Here is a 6,000-nt window from a genome sequence, read left to right as displayed (position 1 = left end):
CATGTAAGATGAATCATAATATGCATAAATTTTTTCTCCCTGCTTACTCAGAATTATACGAATAGAATCTTCACTATCTTTTTTCAGAACATAAAAAATACATTCATACACATTATCTAAATTAAGATCTGCATATGTTATATCCTGTATTTCCGATTGAGAATGTTCTATTTTTTTTAAAAAGTCACTAAAATGAATATCTTTGTAAATCGGATCGTTTCTGTACCTGGATACTGCATTCAGAATATTGTCTTTTTCCATGATTTCTGAGTAAAATTTTGGATTATTATTCGGGAAGGTATACTTCGCATTGTCTTGAGATGGCACATATGCTGAGATAATCTCATATTTTTCTATCGGAATTACATTATCAGGCGCAAATGATGTAAGAAAATATGCATCAGGCACTACATTCCTTACAGGTGTGAAATTTATATCATATTCTCCGGTTTCCGGATCTTCATGTATAGTACTTCCGGAATACAATACTTTTGTTATGAGCATATTATCGTTTAATGAAAAAAGACGGAATTCCTCTCCTCCCATATGAGCCCAATATTGCAGTATTCCATTCCCACTTGGATATGCATATAACTCACTGTGACCAGTGGATATCTCATCAATGCACTTAACTTTGTTATCAGTATATGTGAATACAAATGCATGAAAAATAGCTTCGCAGCCTCCATAGTGTACAATTAATTCAGGTGTCGAATCTTTGTCGATGTCATATATATAATATGATCCTCCCGAACAACCATATTCATCAACTCCGCACTTATCAAGAACTTTAAGAAAATTAATATATGCCGATTTGTAATCACTATATGTAACTTTTTCCGCGTCACTAATCAAAATTTTAGCTAAACTTCCTACACCCTCCTCCGATAATATAGACTTTAATTTACTCATAGAAAAATCATCGCCTAACGACTCTTGAATAAAATCTCCACAAAACTGTTGCGGATAAAAATCGGTGTAATAATAGTCGGAATCAGTTTCACACAGAAAGACAGTAGTATAAGAATCCGATTTACCAATAACTGCAATATCTTTTTCTTCATCATTACTATAGTCAAAGCAATCTATATCCGTGATTTCACTGAAATGGTGATGCGTATTTATAGTCGCTTTTGTTTCATTATCTTTTATGATATCGATGAAGGTATATTGAGTTTCAATTCCTTGATCTATAAAATCATCATTATAAGCGCAGATCTGTACAAGACCCTGCTCAGGAACAAGCTCAGATTCTATTTCAATTAACTTAGTTTTAGAATCAGAATAAGCTTCAGATGATTTATCCTCAGATTCCGGATTTATAGGAGCTTTTTCGGCTGAAGCTCCACAACCTGTAAGCAATATAAGTATAGTCAGTGGTAATATTATGTTTATTCTCATTGTTTATCCTTAAAAAGATGAAGTTGAAGTTGCATTTCTTGTTTACAATATCTATTTATAAGCTCATCCCTCATCTCATGATACTCTTTCTCAGTCAATTCACGTTCCTGCGATGCGCTATCAGAATAATAGTAGACTTCTCCCCACTCATCATCACGGAAGCCGACTTCACAATAAGCACTTTCAATAGCTTCCAGGTTTCCGGCATTGTACTTGAAATATTCAGCGCCATATGATGAATTAGGATAAACAAAACTATGCTCAATAATGCCCTCTGCATATATTTTATAGCAATCCCTTTCGTTTCTTTCGAATACCGTATATGCTACGCCTTTTCTAAGTGTAAACATGCCGATTATATCCACATAATATGAATCATCTTCCGAACCGGTCGTTCCCAAAAGTAATTCGTCTACTCCATCTCCATCAATATCAACTTGTAAATATCCAAATTGATCGTTTTGGTTAGTAAAGGCATTATATACCGGAGATGTAACCCATAAGTACCGCGTAGCTTCATCCAAAAAAGTTTCAAAATCAGATGTTTCCATTACATCATGCAAGTAGTTTATCTTTTCAATAAATTCATCGTACGAATGGAATACTACTCCATCATTTTCTAATGTGTTTGCTGTACTCTCTTCATTGCTTGAAGTTCTCTCTGCTTCGTCTGTGATAAGTTCTGCCTTTTCACCCGAACACGCTGTCAAAATAAAAAAAAGTAATGCAGCTGTAAGTAATGCTTGTAATTTCTTACTCTTTTTTCTCAATTTATTTCTCCCACCTTACAATCACTGTACATTCAACCTAATCAACCTTTTACTCAGCTACTAAGGTCTCATAAACATCTTTATGATCGACAAAATCATCAGGATTCTTTGTCTCTGTTACAACATACTCTTTTTTACAAGCTCGGGATAATCGCTGTACTTTAGAGTAATATCACCAACAGCTGCGACAGCTCCAGTTCCTTGCCCGTCTCAAGATTAACGTTGAATAGTCTTAATAGTAAGATCCATATCAGCTAAAGATATATTATCGCCCGCCTTGTCAATTCTGAACCATTTCACATTATCCTCGGAAGCAGCTTTGATGAAAATATTATCTCCACAAATACATAATCCGTTATCGCCATGGAATGTAATATCATATTCCAATCCCGGAGTCACATCTGTTTGAGCAAGCACAGAAGCTGTATCACTTTCCACATCAGATGCATAATAAATTTTTTTATACAATATATCTGCACTTTTATCTTGCTCTGATAAAATACTCCAGTACAACTTGCCATTTTTCACGGTATAAAAGGATTCTTCTGAAAATTCATAGGGAAGCTTATTTTCTTCCATGGTATCAAGCTTTATATAATAATAACCTATCGGAATACTTTTATAATAACTATCAAAGTACTTCTGGAAAAATACTACATTTTTGTCATAGCACATCAGAACATAATGTTTACAACCACGCTGTGGAAGCTCTGTTACTGTCCCATCTTTTTGCATCACGGCATATCCATCCCCTGAGAAATCTCTCACAATAACATAGCCCACTTCATCCAATAGCCTAGTAATAGATCCATTCATATGTCTATAAGGTATACAGATGATTTCATTTTCGAGTTTATCAGCGATTGATCCCAAATCCGCTTCTTTAACCACATATTCCAGGCTGTCTTCGATAGAACAGATTAGCTCCTTATCGTCATAAGTAAAATAAAAATCTCCCTTGTAATAATCCACGTTGTCGTAGCTATGGGGAACCTTCTCTAACTCTATGCTTTTACCTAAAGTTTCATTCACGGCGTATAATCCATATCCATATTCTTCTACTTCTGAGTTATAACAAATACATATGGCAATCTTATCGGAACACGTAATAATATTTACAAAATCGCCTTTATCATCCAGTCCGAGGATTTCTTTTATTTTTTCCTCATGGAACTCCCCAACTTTTTCGCCTTTTTCATTTATTGAAAAGAATGTATCATTGGCGTCAAGATGATAGAATTCCTCCACTTCTGCTTCTTCGACAACCGATTCCTCCGTTGCGGCAGACTCTGTTCCTGAATTCTTATTTGACCTGCATCCTGCGGTTATCAATAAAATCAGAAAGGTTATACTAATAGCTGCTATGTTTTTCTTTTTCATGTTATTTCCTGTAATATTTCTGCAATCTATTTGTTAATCCTTAAAAGGATGAAACTGCAACTTTTGTTTATTATATTTACACTCAAGCTCTTCACCCATAACATCATATTCTTTTTCAGTCAATTTACGTGCATTACCATCTTTATTGGCATAGTAGCAACGGCTTCCTACATTATCATCAGAATAATCCGCGTACGAAGAAATACACTCTAAAAATTGCAATTCTCCTTTACTGTATCTATAAAATCCTTTGTCCATTGATGAACCACTACCAAACTCATTTTCTATAGTTCCATCTTCGCAAATATAGTATCTGTTTCTGCAACTTCCCTTGAAGACATGTAAAAGTTTTCTATTCCGAATAGTAAATAAATCGCATATATAATCATCACCACGCCATATATCAAGCTTAACATCCGGATCTCCTGTGCCCAAAAGAAGCTCATCCACTCCGTCACCATCAATATCCTTTTGCAAATACCACATACTTTTTGCATTAGGATCACCTTTAGCATAATAAGACAGCCCCTCTGAAAGTCCCAGATCCCATTTATCTACAATGTCATAGAGCGATTCCAGCGATTCTTCTTTCATATTTGTTTTTAAGCTTTCAACAAACTCCTCATACAAGCTATAATCAATTTCAGTTATTTCCTGCTTTTCTTCTATTTCTTCATTTTCAAGTTTTTTTATGAATTCATCAAAACTAAGTGAACCGGAAAGATCTTCATAATCAAGGGAACTATAACCATCAACTAATTTTTTGAGTTCATTATCGCTCATTTCATGATCTGACCAGTTTTCATACCATGTTTCATATGCTATATAAAAGTCCGGCGAGCTCATCTCCCATTCTTCGGCAGTAATTTCACCATCTCCATCAAAATCTTTGATGTTGCATTCATAATAGGCAACACTATCACCCGGTTCAAATCCTTCAAGCACCGGAATATACTCTTTGCAATAAGTTGCATCCGAACCTTCAACCAAATTTCGGATAATGCTTTTTCCGGGAGAATACGCATGCTCATACTCATCACCTACAAATTCCCTCAAATTGTATAACAGAAATCTGTGCGCATACCCTCCTTCATAGTAAAAAACTACATTAGTTCTGGATGAACTTATCACAAATTCAAACGGCGCTTTACCGTCTATATCAACAAGATCGTACTTTGCATCTTCATATTCCGGTCCCAATAACCTTGCAATAGCAGCATAGGCTTCTTTGTAATCACCGGCTTTGTATTTCCAGTTATCCGCATCAAACATCCCATATACTTCATCTGATATTGTGTATCCGGGCGACCACTTATCAAGTAAAGCTTCTATTCTTTTCATAGGGAAATCCTCATCTAACGTCCCCAGAATAACATCTCCCACATCACTCCATCCGGAAAATACATCGTAATGATATTCAGAAGTAGATTCATACAGAAGAATTTTGGTTTCATCCCCTGAATCACCGATCAGAGCAATATCTTTTATCCCGTCATCACTAAAATCAAAGCAATCAATATCGGTAACTTTATCCAAATAGCGATATGTATTTATAGTTTCTTTAACTTCATTGTCTTTAATTATGTCAATAAAGGTATAATTACTTTTCTTGCCATAAGCCTCAAAAACATCGTTATAAACACAAATCTGAGCATTGCCCTGATTTCGAACAAGCTCAGATTCCATTTCAACCAACTTATTATCTTTTGCTCCACATCCCATAACTATCAGTGTAAGAGCAGATGATACTGTAATCGCTGCTATAATTGTATTATCCATGGGGACCTCTTGTTTTATTTCTATCAACAATATTATGATGGTCGATATATTAAAAAATCTTTAAAAAAACTATTCTTTTTATTCCTACTAAAATCACTCACATATACACTAATTAAATCTCACCTTAATATCATTCGTTATCAAAGAAACAGCTGTTATTTCACATTTCCAATGTATCTTTTCCCAAAAAATCTTGATAAGGTATTTTGATACCAAACGGATAATCTGAATATGGCAATCCTGCGCCATTATCAGTAAAAAGCTCTTGATAAATTATCCCCTTATTGTCATAATCCTCCAGAAAATGAGAATTTACATTAAGATCAATCTGCGGAAGCTCTTTGACTGTCCCATCTTTTTGTATCATAACAGTATCTCTTTGATACTCACTTGCAGCAATAACATATCCCACTTCATTCAAGAGCCTCGTAATGGATATGTTTCTATCTTCCCTAGGTCTAATGACGTTTTGGTTCCCAACTTTATCAAAAAACCATCCAAGATCCGCCTCTTTTATCACGTATTCAAGGTTGTCTCCTATAGAACAGATCAGTTCCTTGTCGTCATACGTAAAATAAAAATCTCCCTTGTAAAAATCTACTCCGCAGGGTAAAACGTGTGAATCCGGATCAAAAAGAATCTCCTTTAAAAATGCTAATAATTGTTATGC

Annotated in this window: 5 protein-coding genes; all 5 read right to left on the bottom strand. The window is 34.9% G+C overall.

Annotated features, from left to right (window positions below; translation table 11 throughout):
* The coding region (locus BLP87_RS14450) for a hypothetical protein (RefSeq protein WP_143002156.1) at nt 1-1,401 on the bottom strand (1,401 nt) is incomplete at its 3' end.
* Nucleotides 1,398-2,171: a hypothetical protein gene (locus tag BLP87_RS14445; RefSeq protein WP_074463303.1), complete on the bottom strand. Its 774-nt coding sequence runs from the start codon at nt 2,169-2,171 to the stop codon at nt 1,398-1,400. The genes BLP87_RS14445 and BLP87_RS14450, both read right to left, overlap by 4 nt.
* Nucleotides 2,172-2,387: 216 nt before the next feature.
* Complete coding sequence (locus tag BLP87_RS14440) at nt 2,388-3,551, bottom strand: hypothetical protein (RefSeq protein ID WP_074463302.1); 1,164 nt, start codon at nt 3,549-3,551, stop codon at nt 2,388-2,390.
* Nucleotides 3,552-3,584: 33 nt separating this feature from the next.
* The gene (locus tag BLP87_RS14435) at nt 3,585-5,330 is read right to left on the bottom strand and encodes a hypothetical protein (RefSeq protein ID WP_074463301.1); all 1,746 of its coding nucleotides are present in this window, start codon (nt 5,328-5,330) and stop codon (nt 3,585-3,587) included.
* 160 nt (nt 5,331-5,490) lie between these two features.
* Nucleotides 5,491-5,850, bottom strand: a complete 360-nt coding sequence (locus BLP87_RS14430) for a hypothetical protein (RefSeq protein ID WP_074463300.1) — start codon at nt 5,848-5,850, stop codon at nt 5,491-5,493.
* Between the last annotated feature and the right edge of the window lie 150 nt (nt 5,851-6,000).

Origin of the sequence: Butyrivibrio hungatei, from assembly GCF_900101605.1 — a bacterium.
Taxonomy (GTDB): Bacteria; Bacillota; Clostridia; order Lachnospirales; family Lachnospiraceae; genus Butyrivibrio; species Butyrivibrio hungatei_B.
Note: the sequence above shows the minus strand (reverse complement) of the source record. Positions and strands in the feature narration are given on the sequence as shown.